Annotated in this window: 11 protein-coding genes, 1 tRNA gene and 1 pseudogene; 5 read left to right on the forward strand and 8 right to left on the reverse strand. The window is 72.6% G+C overall.

What is annotated here, in order from left to right:
* Positions 1–117: 117 nt before the first annotated feature.
* The gene (locus DDJ31_RS33525; protein WP_127176660.1) at positions 118–1,041 is read right to left on the reverse strand and encodes a transketolase family protein; all 924 of its coding nucleotides are present in this window, start codon (positions 1,039–1,041) and stop codon (positions 118–120) included.
* Positions 1,042–1,084: 43 nt separating this feature from the next.
* Positions 1,085–1,796, reverse strand: a pseudogene (locus DDJ31_RS33530) (transketolase).
* Positions 1,797–1,946: 150 nt separating this feature from the next.
* On the opposite strand from DDJ31_RS33530, the gene DDJ31_RS33535 reads away from it, so the two are divergent.
* Positions 1,947–2,020: transfer RNA gene (locus DDJ31_RS33535), tRNA-Pro, on the forward strand.
* A gap of 502 nt (positions 2,021–2,522) precedes the next feature.
* Here the strand turns inward: DDJ31_RS33535 and DDJ31_RS39750 are convergent.
* The 6 genes from DDJ31_RS39750 to DDJ31_RS33565 form a co-directional block, all read right to left on the reverse strand.
* Positions 2,523–3,311 carry a hypothetical protein gene (locus tag DDJ31_RS39750; protein WP_164784793.1) on the reverse strand — a complete coding sequence of 263 codons (789 nt, stop codon included), beginning with the start codon at positions 3,309–3,311 and terminating at the stop codon, positions 2,523–2,525.
* An 864-nt stretch (positions 3,312–4,175) separates the two neighbouring features.
* Positions 4,176–5,630 (reverse strand): caspase family protein, encoded by a 1,455-nt coding sequence (locus DDJ31_RS33545; protein ID WP_127176659.1) that lies wholly within the window; start codon positions 5,628–5,630, stop codon positions 4,176–4,178.
* Positions 5,590–6,102 carry an effector-associated constant component EACC1 gene (locus tag DDJ31_RS39935; RefSeq protein WP_367396714.1) on the reverse strand — a complete coding sequence of 171 codons (513 nt, stop codon included), beginning with the start codon at positions 6,100–6,102 and terminating at the stop codon, positions 5,590–5,592. The genes DDJ31_RS33545 and DDJ31_RS39935 overlap by 41 nt, the downstream gene beginning before the upstream one ends.
* Positions 6,075–7,037 (reverse strand): 3-oxoacyl-[acyl-carrier-protein] synthase III C-terminal domain-containing protein, encoded by a 963-nt coding sequence (locus DDJ31_RS33555; RefSeq protein WP_127176657.1) that lies wholly within the window; start codon positions 7,035–7,037, stop codon positions 6,075–6,077. Before DDJ31_RS33555 ends, DDJ31_RS39935 begins: the two co-directional genes overlap by 28 nt.
* 477 nt (positions 7,038–7,514) lie before the next feature.
* Positions 7,515–7,961 (reverse strand): nuclear transport factor 2 family protein, encoded by a 447-nt coding sequence (locus DDJ31_RS33560; RefSeq protein WP_127176656.1) that lies wholly within the window; start codon positions 7,959–7,961, stop codon positions 7,515–7,517.
* A 127-nt stretch (positions 7,962–8,088) separates the two neighbouring features.
* The gene (locus tag DDJ31_RS33565) at positions 8,089–8,979 is read right to left on the reverse strand and encodes an SDR family oxidoreductase (protein ID WP_240677983.1); all 891 of its coding nucleotides are present in this window, start codon (positions 8,977–8,979) and stop codon (positions 8,089–8,091) included.
* Between the two features lie 258 nt (positions 8,980–9,237).
* On the opposite strand from DDJ31_RS33565, the gene DDJ31_RS33570 reads away from it, so the two are divergent.
* The 4 genes from DDJ31_RS33570 (at position 9,238) to DDJ31_RS33585 (ending at position 19,418) form a co-directional block, all read left to right on the forward strand.
* Positions 9,238–9,789 (forward strand): EF-hand domain-containing protein, encoded by a 552-nt coding sequence (locus tag DDJ31_RS33570; protein ID WP_127176655.1) that lies wholly within the window; start codon positions 9,238–9,240, stop codon positions 9,787–9,789.
* Between the two features lie 265 nt (positions 9,790–10,054).
* Positions 10,055–10,879: a methyltransferase domain-containing protein gene (locus tag DDJ31_RS33575; protein ID WP_127176654.1), complete on the forward strand. Its 825-nt coding sequence runs from the start codon at positions 10,055–10,057 to the stop codon at positions 10,877–10,879.
* A 29-nt stretch (positions 10,880–10,908) separates the two neighbouring features.
* Entirely contained in the window at positions 10,909–12,171 is a 1,263-nt protein-coding gene (locus tag DDJ31_RS33580; RefSeq protein WP_127176653.1) for a cytochrome P450 family protein, read from the forward strand.
* Between the two features lie 2 nt (positions 12,172–12,173).
* On the forward strand, positions 12,174–19,418 hold the full coding sequence (locus DDJ31_RS33585) for an amino acid adenylation domain-containing protein (protein ID WP_127182479.1): 7,245 nt from the start codon (positions 12,174–12,176) through the stop codon (positions 19,416–19,418).
* Positions 19,419–19,420 lie beyond the last annotated feature (2 nt).

Consider the following 19,420-nt stretch of genomic DNA (forward strand, 5'->3'; position numbering starts at 1 on the left):
CGGGGTCGGCCCTCCGTGGGCAGGGGTGGCTCCCCGGGCGGGTTCGGCCCCCTGACAGGTCGCCGACGTCGGGCAGGGCAGCCCCCGGGCACCTCCCACGCGCCGGACGGATGCGGCTCAGGCCCCCGTGGACACCGTCCGCCGGGCCGTGACGAACGCCCCGATCCGCTCGCGCAGCGACCCCGCGTCCAGTCCGTGTGCGGTCACATGCTCCTCGACCGTGCCGTAGCGCCGCAGCTCCTGGCGTCCGACGCCCAGGCCGAGCACCCGGTGCGGCAGGTCGGCGAGGGCGTCGCCGACGGCGGCCGTCGACGTACCGGCCAGGTACGGCTCGACGAGGACGACGTCGGTCCCGGCCGACGCCGTGGCCCGGCGCAGGGCCGCCGCGTCGAAGGGCCGCACGGTCGTCGCGTACAGCACGGTCATGTCCAGCCCCTCGGTCGCCTCCAGCACGGCGTCCAGCATCGGCCCGACGGCGACGACCACCCCGGAACGGCCCTCGCGCACCGCGATCAGGCGGTGCCCGTCGACAGCACGCCCGGTCCGGTTGGCCTGGAGGGAGAGCCGGACGTACACCCGGTCGTCACCGGCGGCGACCGCGTGCCGCAGCAGGGTCTCGGCCTCGTCGGGGTGGCCGGGCACGTGCACGGTCCAGCCGTCGAGGGTGTCGAGCAGCGCCACGTCACCGGGCGCCATGTGGGTGAACCCGCCGGCCGGCCAGTCGAAGGACGCGGCGGCGCTGACCAGCACCGCGCCGACGCCCTGGTGCCCGAGATCCAGCTTGACCTGCTCGAAGGGACGCTCGACGAGGAAACTGGCGAAGGTGTGCAGGACCGGTCGCAGCCCGGTCAGGGCAAGACCCGCGCCGGCCCCGACGAGGAGCTGCTCGCGGATGCCGACGTTGACGACCCGGTCGGGATGGCGGCGCATCGTCTCCTGGAAGTCGGCGGCGCCGATCTCGGCGAGGACGACCGCGACGCGCGGATCCTCGTCCAGCAGCTGGGAGACGACGGGCGCGAAACGCTCGCGCATGGTGTCCATGACAGGCGGAACCTCTCTGAAGTGCGGTGCGGCAAAGGGGCGTTCAGGAGTTCTTCGGCTCCACGCGGGCGGACGACCAGGTGCGGCCTGCCCGGGTGCGCGAGGGTGAGGGCGTCGTACAGGGCGTCGTGGTCACGGCCGTCGACGGTGACCGTGGACCAGCCGGCCGCCTCGAACCGCGCGGCGATACCGCCGGGCCGGGCGTGACTGGCGGAGGCGTTGTCGACGACGACGGTGTGCAGCCGCTCGAGACCGGCGGGCCCGGCGAAGGCGATCGCCTCGTGGTTGCTGCCCTCGTCCAGCTCGGCGTCCCCGACCAGCACCCACACCCCGGGCTCCCTGAGCCCCTGGGCGCGCAGCCCCAGCGCCGTGCCGACCCCGATCGGCAGCCCGTGCCCGAGCGAGCCGCTGCCGATCTCGGCGCCGGGCACCAGCGTCCGGTCGGGATGGTGTCCGAGCGGCGAGTCGTAGGAGCCGAACCCCGGCAGCCAGTCGACGGGCAGGAACCCCTTCGCGGCGAGCACCGCGTAGTACGCCATCGGCCCGTGCCCCTTGGACAGCAGGAACCGGTCCCGCCCGGGATCGTCGGCCGTCTCGGGACGCACCCGCAGCACCCGGTCGTACAGCACCCACAGCACGTCGAGCGTGGACGTGGCGGCGGGCCCGTGCTTCTCGTCGCCGGTCATCATCCCCATGAGACGGGGCAGGTCCGCGTACCCGTAAGCCCGCCGCTCTTCCTCGGTGATCGTCGTCATGCCAATGATCGTGCTACCTCAACCGAACTTCAGGTCAAGACCGGTCGACCGGCCGACAGATCGTCGATAAAGGCGTGCGCGACCACCGACCCGAGTGCGGTATGGTTTCTGTGCACGTTCGGCCAGGGGAAACCCCAGGTCAGACGGGTTCGGGACGTGGCGCAGCTTGGTAGCGCACTTGACTGGGGGTCAAGGGGTCGCAGGTTCAAATCCTGTCGTCCCGACTGGAGACAGTCGTCACGGAGGGCCGGTCTCGGAGCAATCCGAGACCGGCCCTCGGTCATTTCTGGGGACCCGATGGGGACCAGCCTGCCTTGACCGGTGTCATCGGGTGAGGACAGCCGTCGCGGGAAGCGTGCGCGGGGCGCCTGACACGCTGAGGTGCGCGGAGAGTGCCGTGCCGACGGCTGTGATCTTGTGGATGACGGCAAGGTCTTTGACGGTCCGTGGAGGTCTCGGCGGGGACGACGCCGCGGTCCTCCGGTGAACAGGCTGCTCACGACCGGCGCAGCGCATCCTCCCGGCCGCTCCCGCCCCTGACCCACGTCTGTTCACCGGCCCGCGTGGAGGGCGCATCCGCACCGCAGTTCCGCGCGACGCGACCCACGTCCCTCCGTCTCCGCGCGACGGGACCGAAGAGGGCATCGCCGAGCCCTGGGCTCGGCTCAGCCCCGGCGCCCGCTGCACCTCGGGACCTGCGGAACCCCGGGCGGTGGGCGACGGCTGTCAGGTGCGCCAGCGGATGACCACCGCGCCGTCCGTTCCTGCTGCTCCGCCGCCACCCTTGAAGCTGCCGGCTCCCTCGGTACCGTTGTCCGCCCGGTGCCTTCTGCCTGCGCCGCCATTCCCGGTGTGGTCCTCAGTGCCTCTGGGCTTGGTGGCTCCGCCGCCCGCGCCACCGGGTCCGCCGGACCCGTAGAGGCCCCAGGTCGTGAGATGGCCGACACCCCCGGCACCCGGGCTCTTCGAGCGGCCCTCCTGACCACCGTCGCCACCAACCCCACTACGGTGGTGGGTGCCGTCGTCGCCGGGGCCTCCCGGTGTCCCCCCGCCGCCGTTGCCGCCCTTGTCTCCCGGCCGGCCGGGGGCGAAGCCGTGGCTCTTGATGTTCTTGCCCTGGCAGGTGGGTACATAGCGGGCGTCATTGGCGGCCACCGTGGTCGCCGTGCCGCCGGCGCCGCCCTCCGCGAGCGTGCCGCCCGCACCGCCGGCGCCGCCGTCCGCGTTCTTCTTCCCTCCGAGCCCCATGTGGCCGGGAGAGCCCTTCTTGCCGCCGGTGCTCCCGTCCGGGCCGCCGGGGGCGAAGACGAGCTGTCGGCCGCCGGTCAGAGTGACGGCGCTGCCGGCCTTGTCGAAGTCGGCCTGGGTGGCGGCAAGGACGGGCGCGGCCGTCCCGTCGACGCCCGGCGCCCCGTCAGAGCCGTTGCCGCCGTCCCCGTACGAGGAGACACCCTTGCCCCCGGCTCCTCCCTTGCCTCCGGCTCCGCCCGCGCCTCCTGCACGGCCGCCGCCCACGTGAAGGCGGAGTACCGAGCCCGCGGTGGCGGCTGTCAGCGTGCAGGACACGAATGAGCCACTGGCACCTCCCCCACCCGATCCGCCGGCGCCGCCCCCGCCGCCACCACCGCCGCCGTTGCGCTCGGAGATGCCGTTCCCGCCGCCGCCCCCGCCTCCCGCACCGCCTCCGCCAGCACCTCCGCCGCCCCCGGCACCGCTGCCCCACACCCACACATCGACCCTCTTGGTGCCCGCCGGGACCGTGAACTCGAAATCACCGGCTTTCGAGAATTTCTTGAAGCCCGAGGACGCCTGAGCGTCGGAGACGCCAGCCAGTGCGGGTGCCACCAGACCCGCCAGCGCCGTACCCGGCCGCCGTTTGGCCGACGGCACACTCCACGACAACGGCCTGCCGCCGCCCGCCCCACGCGTCCCGGCCGCTTCAGCGCGCCGCGACCTGCTCGGGAAGTTCATCCGCATCCCGCTACCACCTCTCCGCCCGCGCAGAACTCTGGATTGGTCACCATCAATCAGTAGAATGCCGCAGAAATAGGGCACTTGATTGGCCTGGCGCCCGTTACGGTGATTTCTGGACGAGGGGCGCGGAGTCTGCCGCCCTCGGGACCGGGTACACCCGGGCCGGGCTCGCGGGGGACCCCGCTCTCCCTGGGGCGGCTGGAGGATTCGTACCTTCACTGGCACGTCTTCCCCGCGCGCGTTCCGCAACCGTCCGCAGGCCGCGGCTCTGCTCGCCCGCGCCGCAGCCCTCAACCCCCGCCCCCGGCAGCGAACTTCATGAACCGGCAGGCCGGAGGCGGACGTTGGGCGCGGGGCTGAACCACCGGGCCGGGACGCGAGGTGGAGCTGGCGAAGCGCCGTCGGTCAGGCGCAGGTTCTGGTCCCTTCGGGGGGTCGGCCGTGGCCACGCGTCACTTGGAACGTCGCGTAGTCGGAGGTACTGCCCGGCTTCCTCCGGCCCACGTCCATGACCAGAATTTTGGTCCAGTCGCGGGAGGAAGCGGCGATGACGGTGGAGTCACCGACGGCTACGCCACTGGCTTTGCAGGTCTTGTTCGGGGTGTCGACGAAGAAGTCGGCCAGTCCGTTGGTGCTTGTTCCATGGGCGCTGTCACAGGTCAGAGAAACACTGCCGCCCACTTCGCCACCGCCGCCCCAACTGTCGCAGGTGCCGTTCAGCGCGGTGTTGCCGACGAGGCCGGTCAGCCGGATGGTGACGGTGTGATCAGCGGTCCGGCGCGTCTGCAACGTCGGGATCTTCAACTGCTCGGGCTCGGGGGTGAGCGTGGCGGACGCCGATGCCCTGACGGCATCCGTCTTTTCCGCGGAGGTTGGGGACGCCGAGGCGGGTGCCGACGCCGCGGGGCCTTTGGAAGCCGGATCTGGGGATTTCGACTGCTGGTTGAGCAGCAGCGGGAGGACCGCGGCGGTGGCGGCCGCGCCCACCGCCGTCACGAGGAGGGCCTTCCGCAGAGGCCGAAGCTGTGACCTCCTGGGGGCGGACGGGGCGGAGTGTTCCGTGGGCAGGGGTACCGGCCCCCGGGCCAGTCCGACGAGCGCGGTGTCCCCGGTGGACTGGCGCTGCGGTGGTGGCAGCACGAGATCGTGCAGTTCAGCCCGTACGTATTCGTAGATCCCGTCCATGGTCAGTGGTTCCGGAGCGCTGAGCGCGCGGAGCAGCGCGGCGGTGAAGACGCTGTGCGGTGCGCCCGGTTCGGCGCGGGACGGCTGGTCGGCCGCGGTGGAGGTCAGAGTGTAGGTACCGCTGGCGGGGAGCTGGCCGAATACGAGGCCGCGGCGCGTGGACATGACCGAGACGGCGAGGCCGGAGAAGCAGCAGTCCAGCAGCAGCACGCGGGCCCGCGCCCGGGACAGGGCGAGTTGACGCTTGATCGTGTTGATCGGAACGGCGGTGAAGCCGACCTGATCCGGATCGGTGTCCGTCACCGCGAGATGCAGCATGCCGTCGTCATCGAGCATCCCGTGCCCGGCGTAGTAGACGACCAACAGGTCCTTGGCACCGCGGGCCTGGGCGAGTGCGTTCCCGATACCGCCCGTGCTGACCGGTGCGCCGTCGAGGCCCAGCACCTTGACGTGCTCGCGGGGCAGGCCGGCGAGGAGGCCGCTTTCGGGGTGGGTGAAGGCGTTACGCAGATCCGCCACGTTGTTGTCGACGGCCGGCAGCGGAGAGATGTCCGGGTGCGTGAAGGTGCTCGCGCCGATGAGTACGGCCCGCGTCTCGGAGGCTCGGGGCAGCCAGGGCCGGTGCGGTGGCGGGCTATTCGTGGGGCTGGAGGGGGACAAGGCGCTCCGCCTCACGCATCACGGCCAGCGGGTCACTGGCCCTTGTCACGCTGATGCTGACCTCGCGGCCGTCCGTCGCCCGGATGGTGACCGTGACGTCCGAGCGGCGCTGGTTCAGCCAGGTGGACACCGATTGGACGAGGAGGGTGGCGGCACCGCCCGATCCCAGTGCGACGACGAGTACGTCGAGCCCGCCCCCCCATGTCACCTTCGGCGATGGGGCGTCGGCGCAGTTCCGTCTGTCCGCGGAACGCGTCGTTGTGGCCGAGCCATGCGCGCAGAGTACGGAGGAGTTGGTCACCGGAGGGACCGTGCGCGGATAACTCCACCATGGTTGCTGACTCTTCGTCGACAGTTTCCATGCGGCCAGTCTGCCAGCCGGACCGAGCCGCCACGGATCGTCAGGAGCGTTCTGCCGGCTCTTGGTAGGCTGGACGGATCTCGGTGGGACTTGGGCACTCACGCTTCCCACAGCGTCACCGCCCACGCGGCGCCGCGGCTTCTGCTCAGGATCAGGACGTGATCGCCGCTGCGCAGGCCGGCTGTGGTCAGGAGGCGGTCGAGGCTGAGGACGGCGCCCATCGGGCCGAGATTCCCCCGTTCGGCGAGTTGCTCCGCACAGATCGGGTGGATGGGCAGGCCGAGGGCCTGTTCGAAGAACGGGGACGCGTCTGCGGGGAGGTTCTGCAGCACCGCCGCGGCGACGTCATCCCTGGTGAGGCCCGCATCTGTGAGCGTCTCGTCGACGAGCTGGGCGAGCCGGGTGCGGCTTTCCATCGCCAGGTCGAAACCAAGGCGCTCCCGGACTGCGCGCTCCGCGCCCCATTCGTGCCAGGGCGCCTTCACGTAGTCGACGTGGACCCGGTCGTTGAAGCTGCCGTCCGCGCTCATCCGCGAGGCTTTGAGGGCCGGCCGGCCCTCGCGCACGATCGTCATCGCGAAGGCGCCGTCCCCCAGGACGGAGGCGGGGTAGCGGATGCGCTTGTCCTCGGCGGGCCTGGTGCCGAAGGCCAGCAGGATGCTGCGTCGCGCCGGGTCCGCCAGCAGCAGATCATGGGCCAGTGCCCACGCCGCGGACGGTCCCACACAGGCCAGACCGCCCACGGTGAACGGGACGGCTGATGTCAGCCCTGCCCCGGCCTGGACCCGGCAGGCGTCCGAGCCCGCGAGCCGCTCGGAGGCACGGGATTCGATGTGGATCAGGAAGTCCGGCTCATGCGGATGGTCGGCCAGGAGCTCCCGGCAGGCACGGATGGCCAGTTCGCAGGCGTCGGTGTCCGGGTGTATCGCCACCGTCCGGACCCCGCAGGCCTGGAGGGAGGCGAGCGCCTCCGCTTCGAGCCCGGCGCACGCCGGCAGGTCCGCGATCCGCACTCGCTTCTCTGGCGCAAGACAGTGAACAGCGCCGATCCCGATGCCCATCCGGTTCCCCAATCGCCTGGCCCACCGCAGTCGGCCGGCAGACCGCAATGACTTGCTTGTCGATCCCATCCGGCGCCCATGGGCATGCCCAGCACTCGATCGGGCGTCGCCCCCCGCCCGGCGGTGGTCCGTCGCTCCGGCACCCGTCCAGCCCCGGCGGGCCACCCTCAACTGGGCAATTTCACAACAAGCTTTGCAACGGGTACTTACCCCCTCATCTCTGGCAGCACACTCCCTGAACCGGCCAGGCCGTGAGCCACGTCGGACGAGGGCTGAGGGCGAAGGGGGATCCCTCCGGGCCTGAGCCGCCGGAGGGAAACCGGCCCGGCGTGCCCCGGCCCCGCGGCTGGTCGAGCCGCGGGGCCGGGCGAGCGTCGGATGCGGATGCGGATGCGGATGCGGGAGCGGGATGCAGGACGCGGGACGCGCGTGCTGGATCGTCGGACGTCGCCCGCGAAGTCCTCGCGGGCGTCCGGGTCAGCGTGGGGACATGGTCGGGAGCAGCTGCTTCCAGGCCAGTTCGCCGCCGGCCGCCTCCATCACCGACCAGGGGTTCCAGAAGTCGCGGAAGTGCGCGATCATGCCCTGCTCGTAGCGGACCACCGACAGGTACGTCTGGTGGTACTCACCCCCCGTGGCGACCAGCACGCAGTCGGCGGTGAAGCCCGCGACGACCAGGCCGTCCGCGGTGGCCGCGTAGAACTCGGGCTCGGAGAACTCGACCTTCAACTGGTCCCGGAACATCGTCATCTGGGTGAGCAGGGCCTCGCGGCCCTGCATCCGGGTGGGCAACCCCCAGGCCGGATAGGGGAATTCGAGGACGCCGTCCTCGGTGAAGCCGTCGATCCACTCCTCGATCCTGCCCTCCGACAGCAGATCGAGGCCGTGCCTGAACAGGTCCTTCAGCTCCTGGGGCGTGGTCATTGCGGTGCTCCTTGATCTCGCGGTTCTCGTGGTTCTTGCGCCTTTTGTGGTTCTTGCGGTGCTCGGGGCACTCGCCGTTATGGCATCGCCGGGCTCGCCAAGTTCGCCGGTCTCGTGGCCTGGTGGGTCAGGGGGTCCGGGTGACGATGCCGCCCAGGAGCCGGTCGATCGCACGGTCGGGCAGCAGCCTCCGCAGTACGCGGCTGCCTCTCGCGTCGCGGCCGACCGCGTACCGCGTCCTGGGCCGCTCGGTCACCAGGGCTCGGAAGATCACCCGGGCGACGTCGTCGGGGGTGGTGCGGCTGGTCAGCGCCGCGGTCTCGTTCGTGGCCATGAACCGGGGGAACGTGTGCCGGTACAGCTCCCGCACCTGCTCGGGGGCGCTCTCCAGGGCGCGGTCGCCGGCCTCGGACATCTTGCTCCACAGCGGAGTCAGCACGGCGCCCGGCTGAACGACCGTCACGGGCACGTTCTGCGGCGCGAGTTCACGGCGCAGCGCGTCGCTGAGCGCCTCCTTGGCGAACTGGGCGGCGGCGTAGGCGCCGAGGTAGGGGAGGGCGACGTTGCCGAGGCCCGAGGTCACGTTCACGATCCGCCCCGCGCCGGTCCGCAGCAGGGGCAGGAAGCCCTGGATCACCAGGAGTTGGCTCGTGACGTTGGTGTCGAGCTGGCGGCGCACGAGGTCGCCCGGCATGCACTCCAGCGGGGCGGTGACGGCGATGCCCGCGTTGTTGACCAGTCCCCGCAGTCCGGCCGCGCCGACCGACTCGGTGACCTCGTCGACGGCGGCCCGTACCGCCTTCTCGTCCGTGACGTCGAGGAGGACCGGGGTCAGCTGTCCGGTGGCGGCCGTGCGCAGCCGTTCGCCGTCCTCGGCGCGGCGGACCCCGGCGAAGACGTGGAAGCCGACCCGTGACAGCTGGAGCGCGCAGGCTTCCCCCAGCCCCGAGGAGGCCCCGGTGATGACGACGGCCCGGCCCGCGGGCGGCGTCGGACTCGACGGCTTCGGCAGCGACACGTGATTCCTCCGGGACGGGGTCGGCGGGGTGGCGGGAGCAGGGTGCGGCAGGTCCGCCGGTGGCCGGCGGCGGGCTCACAGTAGGGGGCGACGGCGGCCGGATCCGGGATGAACTCGCTTGTGGGGCTTGTCAGGTGAGGGTGGTGCGGCCGGAGAGGTGAAAAGCGGGACCAGTCGCACCCTGTGGGGTTGTGCTCACCGACCGATCATGGTCATGGTGTTCACGAAATCCCCACCTTCCGCCCCAAAGGAGGATGAATGACCGCTGCGGCGCAGGACGTCATCACCACGAAGCTCGAACGTACGTTCGACACGATGGACGCGAACCACGACGGCTACCTGGACTGGTCCGACTACCAGAAGCTCGCCGACCGCTACATCCAGGCGTACAAGCTCGACAAGAACGACCGCAGGGCCCGCGCGCTCGTCAACTTCTGCCAGATGTACTGGCTGGAGCTGCTGCGTCACTCGGGTGTGGACGGCGACCGGCTCACCAAGGACCAGTTCGTCACCGCCAACCGCCTCGCCGTCATCGACAGCAGCCGCCTCAACGTGACCGAGGGCGGCGGGCACGCGATCTTCGACGTCATCGACGTCAACGGCGACAACGAGATCAGCAAGGACGAGTTCGCCCGCTTCCTGCGGGACGTGTGGAAGTCCGACGCGCCCGACGCGATGGACATGTTCGCCAAGCTGGACACCGACGGGGACGGCGCGATCTCGCGCCAGGAGTTCATCCGCGTGGTGCGCGAGCACTTCCTCTCGAACGACCCGGACGCCCCGGGCAGCCTGTTCTTCGGGCACGTCTGAGCGGACCCGTCCGCACGGGTGCCACGGCCGCGTCCTGACGCGCGGTCGCGGCACCCCGTCGTGACGAGCGCGGCCCCGGCCGGTGAGCCGGGTCCGCGCCCCCGTTCCCTCCGTTCCCTCCGTTCCGTCCGTTCCCCTCGTCCCCGGCCGGGCCGGCCGTCGCGCGACCGCCGGTCGCCGTAGGCCCGCCGCCCGCGGGCGTGTGCGGCCCGCGCTCCCCGAACGACGCGGGAGCCAGGCCCGTCGAACCGTGAAAGGTCACCCCATGCTGACGCAACACCCCCACACGTCCGGTGAAGTGGGGACGTTCTACAACCGGCACACGGACATCTACGACCGTGCGCTCGGCGGCAACATCCACGTCGGCTACTGGGACGACGAGGCCGACGACAGCCCCATGCGGGCCGCGACCGACCGGCTGACCGACCTCGTCGCCGAACGCGTCGCCCCGGCCGCGGGGCAGCATCTGATCGACGTCGGCTGCGGGCACGGCAGCACCGCGGCGCGCATCGTCGCCCACCACGCCGTGCGGATCACCGGCGTCAGCGTCAGCGACTACCAGGTCGGCCTGGCCAACAGCCGCCCGCTCCCGGCCGACCTCCCCGGGCAGGCCACCTTCCAGCTCGCCGATGCGATGGAACTCCCCTTCCCCGACGGGTCGTTCGACGGCGCGTACGCCATCGAGTCGCTGATGCACATGAAGGACAAGCGGGCGGCCCTCGGCCACCTCGCGCGGGTCCTGCGGCCGGGCGGACGGCTCGTCATCGCCGAGCACCACCTCGAGGGCGAACTCGACGCCGAGGAGGCCGCCCGGATGGCCGACTCCTACGCCTTCTTCAAGATCGAGCTGACCACCGACCGGTACGGGGCGCTGCTGAGCGAGGCCGGGCTGAAGATCGTCGACCACACGGACATCACCGACAACGTCCGCCGCTCCTACGGCCCCATGGTCGAGGGCTGGCGGAACGCCGCACGCGCCGACTCCGACGCCGGGACCGCACGCGAATGGCAGACCGCGGCCGACCTCGGCCAGTGGTTCTTCGACGCCCCGCAACTCCGCTACGGACTCTTCACCGCCGTCCGCCCCTGAGCCCCACGAGCGCCGTCGAGGTCGTGAACATGTCCGCCCCGCCTTCCGACCACCGCTGCCCCTACCGCCTGGACGGCAGCGCCGCCGATCTGCACGGTGAAGCCGCGGCACTGCGGGCGCGGGGGCCCGCCGCCCGCGTCGAACTGCCCGGTGGGGTGCGGGCGTGGTCGGTGACCGACCCGGGCCTCGTCCGGCGGCTGCTGGCCCACCCCCGGGTCTCCAAGGACGCCCACCGGCACTGGCCCGCCTTCCTCGACGGCGACCTCCCCGCCGACTGGCCGCTGCGGGTGTGGGTCGACATCCGCACCGTCCAGACCGCCTACGGGGACGACCACCACCGGCTGCGCCGCCCGCTGGTCCCCGCCTTCGCCGCCCGCCGGGTACGCGGACTGGCGCCGTGGATCGAGGAGACCACCGGCACGCTGCTCGACGGCCTCGCGGCGGCGGCGGCCACCGCCCCCGACGGGGTCGTCGACCTGCGCGCGGGCTTCGCCACCCGGCTGCCGTGGCTGACGGTCTGCGCGCTGGTCGGCCTCCCGCGGGAGTTGCACGACGGCTTCCAGGCGGTCACCGACACGGTGTTCACCACCGATCTCACCGCCGAACAGGCCGCCGCCGTCACGGCCGGCGCCGGCAAACTCCTCGCGGACCTGCTCGCCCGCAAGACCGAGCACCCCGCCGACGACGTCGCCTGCACCCTGATCGACGCCCACCGCGCGGGCCTGCTCAGCGAACGCGAACTCGCCGACAGCGTCTGGATGATGATCGGCGCCGGATACGGCACCACGGCGAACCTCCTCGACCACGCCGTCGTCAACCTGCTCACCCACACCGGCCAGTTGGACCTGGTGCTGTCGGGGCGGGCGGGCTGGGACCAGGTCGTGGAGGAGACGCTGCGCCACCAGGCGCCGGTGGCCAACTTCATGATGCGGTTCCCCACCGAGGACCTGCACGACGAGCCGACCGGGCTGACGTTCGCCCGCGGCGACGCCCTCGTCATCAACTACGCGGCGGCCGGGCGCGATCCCGGGGTGCACGGACCGGACGCCGACGTCTTCGACATCACCCGCGCCACCGCCCGCGAGCACCTGGCGTTCAGCCCAGGACCCAACCACTGCCTGGGCGCCGAACTCGCCCGCCTCGAAGGGCGCATCGCGCTGTCCGCGCTGTTCGCCCGCTTCCCGCACCTCGAACTCGCCGTCGAAGCAGACCAGTTGACACCGCTGCCCTCCCTCATCTTCAACGGGCACCGGGAGATCCCCGTACGGCTCGAAGGAAACCCCCACAGGTGAACATGAACCAGCACGCGTCCTACCCGTTGACGGCGTACCAGCGGGACGTGTGGTCCGTCGGTTCCCGGGCGCCGGGGTCGCCGCAGTTCAACTGCGTGCTCCACGAACGGCTGCCGGGCGGGATCGACCGCGACCGGCTCGCCGACAGCGTGGAGCGGGCGCTGCACCGCCACGAAACGGTCCGGCTGCGGTTCGCCGACCGCGCGGGCGTGCCCTTCCAGCGGCTGACCGCGGAACGCGTCCCGGTCACCGTGCTCGACCTGTCGCGCACGTCCGAGCCCGCCGCGGCCTGCGCCGCGTGGATGCGCGACTCGCTGGCCCGCGCCCTGCCGCTCACCGGCGGCTGCCTCGTCGAGGCCACCGTCCTGCTGGAGAGCCGGGACGTCACGCATCTGCACCTCAAGGCGCACCACATCGTCGCCGACGGCTGGACCCTCGACCGGCTGAGCCACGAGATCCTCCAGGACTGTGCCCGCGACCCGCGCACCATCGCCCCCGCTGACATCCCCGAGGCGCCCTCCTACCTCGCGCTGGTCGAGGAGGACGCCGCCTACCGCGCCGGTCCGGACGGCGACCGCGACCGCGCCTTCTTCCGCGCGTACCTCGACGACCTCACTCCGGCCCTCTTCCCCCGCCCGGCGGACGCCCGTTGGACCGCGGACCGCGCGACGGACGCCCCGGTGGCCGACGGTGGTTCCCGGAACCGGGCCCGGCACTCCTTCGTGATCGACGGCGACCTCGTCGGCCGGGTCCGCGCGGCGGGCTTCTGGCCGTTCACCTACGTCGCGGCGATGCTCGGCACGTATCTGACACGGCTGCACCGGAGTGAGGAGGTCGTCCTCGGCGTCCCCTTCCTCAACCGGTCGGCGGCACGCAACGGTGACGTCCTCGGCCAGTTCGCCAACACCCTGCCGTTGCGGGTCGCGGCACCCGGCGGGCGCGGCGTCCGGGACCTGCTCACCGAGATCCAGCGCGCGACCGGCGTCCTGCGCCGCCACGAGCGGCTGGCGCTCGGTGACATCCTCCGCGAGGTACCCGCCCCGGCCGCGGGCCCGCGCCAACTCTTCGACGTCACACTCTCCTACGCCAACTGGACCAGGCGGCAAGGTGGTTCGGACCTCGTGCGGCGGCCCGTCCTGCTGGCACCCGCGCACGACCAGGACGCGCTCGGCGTCCTGGTCAACGCCTTCGACGACACGGACGACCTCCGCGTCGACCTCGACTGGGCCCAGGACGCCTTCGACGGCGACCTGACCGTCACCGCCCTGGCCGGTCATCTCACGGTCCTCCTGGAACACGGCCTCGACCTGCTGGACCGGCCGCTGTCCGAGGTGCCCCTGCTGACCCCGGCCGAACACCGCGACCTCACCGCCGGGCGCGCCCTCGGCCGGCAGGCGTCGTTCCCCGAACAGGCCACCCTGCACGGCCTGTTCGAGGAGCGGGCCGTCCGCACCCCGGACCGGACCGCGGTCGTCGCGCCGTCCGGGGAGACGCTGACCTACGCCGCACTCGACGAGCGCGCCAACCAGGTAGCGCGGGCGCTGCGCGCGGACGGCGTGGGGCCGGACGACCGGGTCGCGGTGCTGATGGAACGCGGGCCCCGGTTGCTGGTCGCGCTGCTCGGCATCCTCAAGTCCGGCGGCGCCTACGTCCCGGTGGACCCCGGGTACCCGGCCGAGCGGGTGGAGCTGCTGCTGTCCGACAGCCGCGCCAAGGTCGTGATCGTCGACGACGACGCGCCCGCCCACCCCCGCGGTGGCGCCCGCGTGCGGCCCGTCGGCTCCCTGCTGACCGGCAGCGCGGACCCGGTCGAGCCGCTGGCCACCTCCGGTGACCTGGCCTACGTCATCTACACCTCAGGGTCGACCGGGCGCCCCAAGGGCGTCATGGTCGAGCACCGCAGCGTGGTCAACCGGCTCGCCTGGATGCAGCACCGCTACCCGCTCGGCGCACACGACGTCCTCCTCCAGAAGACGCCGGTGTCCTTCGACGTGTCGGTGTGGGAGCTGTTCTGGTGGGCCGTCGAGGGCGCGGCCGTGGCCCTGCTGCCGCCCGGCGGGCACCGGGACCCGCGCGAGGTGGTGCGGGCGATCCGCGAACACCGGGTCACCGCCGTGCACTTCGTCCCCTCGATGCTCGGCCCGTTCCTCGATCTCCTTGAGGAGTCCGCCTCCGCCCGTGCCTCCGTCCGCACTCTGCGGCACGTCTTCACGAGCGGCGAGGTACTGCCCGCCGCCCGGGTCGCCCAGTTCCAGCGGCTCGCGGACCGATCCCGCGAAGAGAGCCAACTCCCGTACCGAGCTGAGCTGGTGAACCTGTACGGTCCGACCGAGGCCACCGTCGACGTGTCGTTCCACGAATGCCGCGACCGCCTCGACGCCCCCGCGCACGGCATCGCCCGGGTGCCCATCGGCCGGCCGATCGACAACACCAGGCTCTATGTGCTGGGCCCCGACGACCACCCGCAACCCGTCGGAGTCGTGGGCGAGTTGGCAATCGGCGGAGTCGGAGTCGCCCGAGGCTATCTCGACCGCCCGGAGCTGACCGCCGAGAGGTTCGGCGACGACCCCTTCGTGCCCGGCGGGCGCCTCTACCGCAGCGGCGACCTCGCCCGGTGGCGTACGGACGGCACCCTGGAGTTCCGCGGCCGGATCGACGACCAGGTCAAGATCCGTGGGCTGCGCGTCGAACCCGACGAGGTCGCCGCCGCCCTGCGCGCCGCACCAGGCGTCCTGGACGCCGTCGTGGTCGGTCGCACCGAGCCCGACCGGGGCACCGTCCTGGCCGGCTACTACATCGCCGCGGCCCCCCTCGACACCCGGTCGCTGCGCGAACGGCTCGGGCGGACCCTGCCCGCGTTCATGGTCCCGGCCTCCCTCACCCGGATCGACGCCATCCCGCTGACCCCCGGCGGCAAGGCCGACGCCCTGGCACTGCCCCCGCCCGGCGCACCGGCCGCCCCCGTCGACGGGCAGCCGCGCACCCGCGCCGAGACCGTCCTCGCCGAGATCTGGGCCGAGGTCCTCGGCCACCCGGCCGTGGGGATCCACGACGACTACTTCGCCCTCGGCGGCGACTCCATCCTGATGCTCAGAGTGCGCGCCGAGGCCGAGGCCCGCGGCCTGCGCTTCTCGCTCACCGACCTGCTGAACCACCCGACGGTGGCCGCCCTCGCCGCCCGCGCCGACGCGTGCGAGACGGGCGGGACCGGGACCGCCCCGGCGCCCTTCGCCCTGGTGACCGACGTCGACCGGGCCCGGGTGCGGGACGCCGAGGACGCCTTCCCGCTGACCAGGCTCCCCCTCGGCCTGCTCTACCACAGCCGCAGACACGAGACCTCGGCCACGTACCGGGACGTCTTCCGCTACACCCTCGACATGCCCTGGCAGGAGGCGAAGTTCCGGCGCTCCTTCGACCGGCTGACGGCCCGTCACCCGGCGCTGCGCTCCGCCTTCGACCTGGCGGGCGCCGAGCCCCTCCAGGTCGTCGCGGCCCAGGTGCGCGGCGGCCTGGAGATCGTCGATCTGCGCCCCCTCGACAGCGCGGCGGCCGAGACCGAGGTCCGCGCCCACATCGAACAACGACGCCTGCACCCCTACGTGTTCGAGCGGGCGCCGCTCTACCTGCTCCGCGCCCATGTGCGGTCCGACGCCGTCGACCTGGTGCTCAGCTTCCACCACGCGCTCCTCGACGGCGGCAGCGTCGCCACCCTGCTCAGGGAGCTGCTCCAGGACTACGCGCACGGCCTCGGCCTCGGCATCGGCCCGGTCGACGACACCGCGCCGCCCTCACCCGCCGCCCATGTCCCGCTGGAGCGCGCCGCGTTGGGATCGGCCGAGGCCCGGCAGCACTGGCGGCGGAAGCTGGCCGGCAGCGAGCCGCCGCCGGTCGAGGCGTTCACCCCGCACCTGCCGGCCACCGGCCACCGGCCGGCCTCGCGCCGGATCGACCTCGACGGTGATCTCCTCGCGCGCACACGGCACTTCGCCGCACGACACGCCCTGCCGCTCAAGTCGGTGCTCCTCGCCGCGCACGGCCTCACCCTCGCCATGCTGGCCGGCACCCATGAGGTGACCACCGGCCTGATCACGCACGGCCGCCCCGAACTCGCCGGTGCCGAGCGCACCGCCGGACTGTTCCTGAACACCGTCCCCGTCCGTCTGGACACCGCGCGCGACAGCTGGCTCGAGGTGGCACGGGAGAGCTTTCGCCAGGAACGGGAGAGCCACCCCCACCGCCGCTACCCGCTGAGCGCGATGCGGGAGGACCACGGCGGACCCGTCGTCGACACCGCCTTCAACTACGTCCACTTCCACCAGCTCGCGCCGGTCCTCGGCCTGCCGGGGCTGCGGCTGACGCGCTTCGACAGCTGGGAGGAGAACGACCTGCGGCTCATGGTGAACGCCGTCACCGAACCCGACGGCACCGGCATGTGGCTGCGCGTCGACTGCGACGGCACCACGTTCGCCGCCGAACAGGGCGACCTGTTCGCCGCCGGATTCCTCGGCATCCTGGACCGCATGGTCCAACAGCCCCACGAGCGACCGGACTTCGCCTTCCTCGCCCCCCGCCCGGCCATCGCGTCCCCGGTGGCGGGGACGACGGTCGTGGCGCTCATCGCCGACCGGGCCCGACGCACCCCGGACGCGACCGCCCTGGTCAAGGGCGACGAACGGTGGAGCTACGCCCGGCTGTTCGAGACCGCCGAGAACGTCGCCGGGCGACTGCACGCGCTCGGCGCCCCGGAGAACGCCCGGATCGGGATCGCCATGGACCGCTCCCCGCTGACCATCGCGGTGCTCCTCGGTGTCCTGCGGGCGGGCTGCGCGGTCGTCCCCATGGACGTCGGCTATCCGGCCGCCCGGCTGGCCTCGATGGTCGAACAGGCCCGGCCCTTCCGCGTCGTGGCCTCGGCCCGCCACGCGCGACTCGCCGGTGACCCGGAGCTGCTGCTGCCCGCCGAGACGGTGGCCGCACCGGCGCCCGCCTGCCCCGCGGACAGCGGACCCGACCCCGAGAGCACCGCGTACGTCCTGTTCACCTCGGGCTCCACCGGGGCACCCAAGGGCGTCGCCATGCCGCACCGCACCCTCGCGGCGCTGGCCCACTGGCAGGCCGGGGCGGCCAGCGCCGTCCCGGGCGGAGTGACCCTCCAGCACGCGCCGTTGAGCTTCGACATCTCCTTCCAGGAGATCTTCTGCACGCTCTCCTCCGGCGGCACCCTCTGCCTCGCCGACGACACCGAACGGCGCGACCCGCCCGCGCTGCTGCGCCTGCTGGAGCGCGAACGCGTCGAACAGGTCTACCTTCCCCCGGTCGCCCTCCAGCAACTGGCCGAGGCGGCAATCACGTTGGGCATCACGCCACGCACCCTGCGCTCGGTGATCAGCTGTGGTGAGCAACTGCGCGTCACCCCCGAGATCCGCGCGCTATGCGCCGCGCTGCCGGGCGTCGTGCTGGAGAACCAGTACGGCCCCACCGAGACCCACGTCGTCACCGCGTTCACCATGACGGGCGACCCGGCGGCCTTCCCCGCGCTGCCGCCGATCGGCCGCCCCATCGACGGGGCCGAGGTGCACGTCCTGGACGACCGGATGCGTCCGGTGCCGGTCGGCGCGCGCGGGCACCTCCACATCGGCGGCGGCTGCCTGGCCGACGGCTACGAGGGGCGCCCCGACCTGACCGAGGAGCGCTTCCTGCCGCACCCGTTCGCGGACGGGGACCGCAGGCTCTACCGCACCGGCGACCTCGCCATGGTGCTCCCCGGCGGCGACATCGTCTTCCTCGGACGCGACGACGCCCAGGTCAAGGTCCGCGGCTTCCGGGTGGAACCGGCGGAGGTGGAACTGGCCCTCACCGGCCTCGCGGACCGCTCGACCGGGCTGCGGGACGCCGCCGTCGTGGCCCGGCGCGGCCCGGACGGCGAGACCTGCCTCGCCGCGTTCCTGCTCGGCGAGGGCGACGAAGCGGACCTGGCCGCCGTCAAGGAGCGGCTGCGCGCCACCCTGCCCGACCACATGGTCCCCACGCACCTCCAATGGGTCACCCAGTGGCCGCTGACGCCCAGCGGCAAACGCGACGACGCCGCACTGCGCGAGGCTCCACTGACCGCCCCGCCCCGCACCCCCGACACCGGGCCGCGCGACGCCTACGAGCGGACCCTGACCGAGATGCTCGCGGACGTGCTGTCCCTGGAGCGGGTGGGCGTGCACGACAGCCTCTTCGACCTCGGCGGCACCTCCCTCAGCGCGATGCGCCTCGTGGTCCGCATCGAACAGCGCTACCAAGTCCGCATCCCGCTGGCCGAGTTCATCGCCACCCCCACCCCCGCGGGACTCGCCGCCCGGCTGCGCGACGGCGGGGCGGTCGCCGCCTGGGACCCGCTGGTGCCGATCCGTCCCGAGGGCAGCCGTCCGCCGCTGTTCATGGTCCACCCGATGGGCGGCAACGTCCTGTGCTACGTCGGTCTCTCCCGCCATCTCCCGCGAGAGCAGCCGCTGTTCGCGCTCCAGGCCGCCGGAGCCGACCCCGGCACCACTCCGCTGCACAGCGTGGAAGCCCTCGCGGCCGGCTACCTCACCGCGCTGCGCAGGGTGCGGCCGCACGGCCCGTACACCGTCGGCGGCTGGTCCTTCGGCGGGTTCGTCGCCTTCGAGATGGCCAGGCGGCTGCGGGCGGCGGGCGAGCACGTCACCCTGCTGGTGGTGGACACCACCGCCCTCGACCAGGGACCGCGACCCCCGCAGGACGACGACGGCCCGCTGGAATGGTTCTTCCACGAACTGCTCTGGACCCGGGACGGCGCCAACCCGCCCGAACCTCTCCTGCCCGCCGAACTGATCTCCACGGAAGCGAAGTTCGCCCACATGGCGCGGATCGCGAGCGAGCGGGGCGTCCTGCCGGCCGGCAGCTCCGCCGCCGTCGTCCGCCGCCTCTTCGGCGTCTACCGCGCCAACTGGCAGGCCACACTGGCCTATCGGCCTCCGTACGAGGAGCAGGACCTCACATTGCTCCGGGCCGCCGAGCCGCTGCCCGCCGTGCTGTCCGCCCTGCACGGCGCCGCCCGCACCCGCCACCAGGACCCGTGCAACGGCTGGACCGCAATGACCAGCGGCCGGATCCAGATCCTCGGCGTGCCCGGCGACCACCTGACGATCATGGAGGAACCGCAGGTCGCCCAGCTGGCCGGGACGCTCGCCGAACTGTGCGCCACCGCCGACCTCGCCCGCACCGCCCAGGAGAGCTGACG

The sequence above is a fragment of the Streptomyces griseoviridis genome (assembly GCF_005222485.1).
Classification (GTDB): Bacteria; Actinomycetota; Actinomycetes; order Streptomycetales; family Streptomycetaceae; genus Streptomyces; species Streptomyces hintoniae.

What these genes read in the sequence shown, in the direction of transcription:
- DDJ31_RS33525 (WP_127176660.1), bottom strand. Translation starts at nt 1,041, where the DNA reads ATGGACACCATGCGCGAGCGTTTCGCGCCCGTCGTCTCCCAGCTGCTG.
- DDJ31_RS33555 (WP_127176657.1), bottom strand. Translation starts at nt 7,037, where the DNA reads ATGGGCATCGGGATCGGCGCTGTTCACTGTCTTGCGCCAGAGAAGCGA.
- DDJ31_RS33560 (WP_127176656.1), bottom strand. Translation starts at nt 7,961, where the DNA reads ATGACCACGCCCCAGGAGCTGAAGGACCTGTTCAGGCACGGCCTCGAT.
- DDJ31_RS33570 (WP_127176655.1), top strand. Translation starts at nt 9,238, where the DNA reads ATGACCGCTGCGGCGCAGGACGTCATCACCACGAAGCTCGAACGTACG.
- DDJ31_RS33575 (WP_127176654.1), top strand. Translation starts at nt 10,055, where the DNA reads ATGCTGACGCAACACCCCCACACGTCCGGTGAAGTGGGGACGTTCTAC.
- DDJ31_RS33580 (WP_127176653.1), top strand. Translation starts at nt 10,909, where the DNA reads ATGTCCGCCCCGCCTTCCGACCACCGCTGCCCCTACCGCCTGGACGGC.
- DDJ31_RS33585 (WP_127182479.1), top strand. Translation starts at nt 12,174, where the DNA reads ATGAACCAGCACGCGTCCTACCCGTTGACGGCGTACCAGCGGGACGTG.